3 protein-coding genes are annotated in these 1,694 nt (G+C 38.1%); all 3 read left to right on the top strand.

Annotated features, from left to right (window positions below):
• The first annotated feature begins 38 nt into the window (after window positions 1-38).
• The 3 genes from IBX42_RS12415 to IBX42_RS12405 all read left to right on the top strand — a co-directional run bounded on the left by IBX42_RS12415 (window position 39) and on the right by IBX42_RS12405 (window position 1,607).
• Window positions 39-695: a response regulator transcription factor gene (locus IBX42_RS12415; RefSeq protein ID WP_294933244.1), complete on the top strand. Its 657-nt coding sequence runs from the start codon at window positions 39-41 to the stop codon at window positions 693-695.
• Window positions 696-769: 74 nt separating this feature from the next.
• Entirely contained in the window at window positions 770-1,231 is a 462-nt protein-coding gene (locus IBX42_RS12410) for a hypothetical protein (protein ID WP_294933243.1), read from the top strand.
• Window position 1,232: 1 nt separating this feature from the next.
• A complete protein-coding gene (locus IBX42_RS12405; protein ID WP_294933242.1) occupies window positions 1,233-1,607 on the top strand; it encodes a hypothetical protein in 375 nt (124 codons plus the stop codon).
• The last annotated feature ends 87 nt before the right edge of the window (window positions 1,608-1,694 follow it).

Genomic DNA, 1,694 nt, shown 5'->3' with positions numbered 1-1,694 from the left:
ACCACATTTAGCTATAAGTTCAAAGCGATGGGAGATTGATGAAGATACTGCTTTTGGAAGATGAGGTTATGCTTAATGAGTCAATATGCGAATATCTTCAGAGCGAAGGGCACCAGGTAGAGAGCTTTTTTGACGGACTAAAAGCGCTAGAGGCTATAAGAGAGAGTGCGTATGATTTGCTCATCTTAGACATCACCGTTCCGGGGCTTGACGGTCTGAGTTTTTTAGAGAAGATTCACGCACTAAAGATACATGTACCCGCGATTTATATAAGCGCTCTGGTTGACATAGAGGATATTTCGCGTGCGTATGACCTAGGGTGCAACGACTACTTAAAAAAACCGTTTCATTTAAAAGAGCTCTCTCTTAGGGTAAACAGAGTTAAAATCCTTGACACCACGCCAAGAGTACATCTCAGGCTCTCAAAAAACTACAGTTACGACCAAGAGCACTCAACGCTGCTATTTAACCAAGAGACGCAGATACTTACCAAAAGACAGTCCCAGATTATAGATCTCCTCTCAAGAAACAGAGGGCGCATCGTGGATTTTGAGCAGTTTCAAAACTACGTATGGAGCGAGCAGATAGTAGACAACGCAACCATCCGAGCCGAAATAAACCGCCTCAAAAAAAATCTCAAAGAGGATTTCATAATCAACGTCCGCGGCATGGGGTATATGATAGATAAGCCGTGATATAATTGTTACTAAATAATTTCTTGTTCTCACAGCCTCTGGAGCTTGAGAATGAATAAAAAAGAGTGTCAAATATGATTAAAAATAAATGTGATTTAATTGGAGGGTGTGGAACTACTGCATTTCTTGCACTGCTTTTTATTGTTCCATTTTCATATAATGTGGTGGCATCCTCAGAAAAAATCTTATTAGACAAACACGGAAATATAAGTGCAATCACAAAACAAGTCTATTGTTTGTTTGACAAACAGGGCTTTTATGAAGAACAGAAAGAGCTTGTTTTAAAACAGTTAGAGAGCGAAAAACATGTTGAAGAAAAAATAACTAGGCTTGATATTGATATGAAGAAAATGGAATTAAGTCTTCAAGAATATGAGTTTGAAAAAGACTATAAGGAACCATTAGTGGATGATTTACCTGATGACACTGTAGCAGATATAATTCGTGTTGAGCGCAGAAAAGAAAGTGTAAAAAACATTCAAGAACTTACCGACATTATGCGATATATCAACAAAGCGTTTAAAAAAAGGACTTAGAGTGAAAAAGATTATTTTTAGTTTAGTTGTAATTGGGATTATATCGCTGAGCGCAAACGATACCGTTGTATACGATTGTGCAAGACCTCTGAAGCCTAGCAGTTTGCAAGATAGTCGCGATGTTCAGCGATACAATAGCGCAGTAGATAATTATAAAACCTGCGTAGATACATTTTTGGTAAAGAGAAAAGAAGCTATTAGTGCAGAGAGAGAAAACATCAGCAAGGCTATTGAAGATTGGAATGGGTTTGTTGCTGAAGCAAATAAAAAAACAGAGTCGCAGAAATTTACAGGTTCCACTGGAGTCCCTCTTGGAGGAAGCCATACCGTTGGCAAAAGCGATTCTTCAAAAATCACAACAGGCTTTAAATTTTAGCGATACCAAACCATTTTCTCGTTCCAAGGGTTGAGAGACTGTGAAAGAACTAACTTCTCACTAGTCTCATTTTTAGATATGCATTAA

Origin of the sequence: Sulfurimonas sp. (assembly GCF_014859695.1) — a bacterium.
Lineage (GTDB): Bacteria > Campylobacterota > Campylobacteria > Campylobacterales > Sulfurimonadaceae > Sulfurimonas.
The sequence above is the reverse complement of the archived record's forward strand: the minus strand, read 5'-3'. Positions and strand labels throughout refer to the sequence as shown.

Coding starts and splice junctions, on each gene's coding strand:
- IBX42_RS12415 (WP_294933244.1), top strand. CDS start 39: ATGAAGATACTGCTTTTGGAAGATGAGGTTATGCTTAATGAGTCAATA.
- IBX42_RS12410 (WP_294933243.1), top strand. CDS start 770: ATGATTAAAAATAAATGTGATTTAATTGGAGGGTGTGGAACTACTGCA.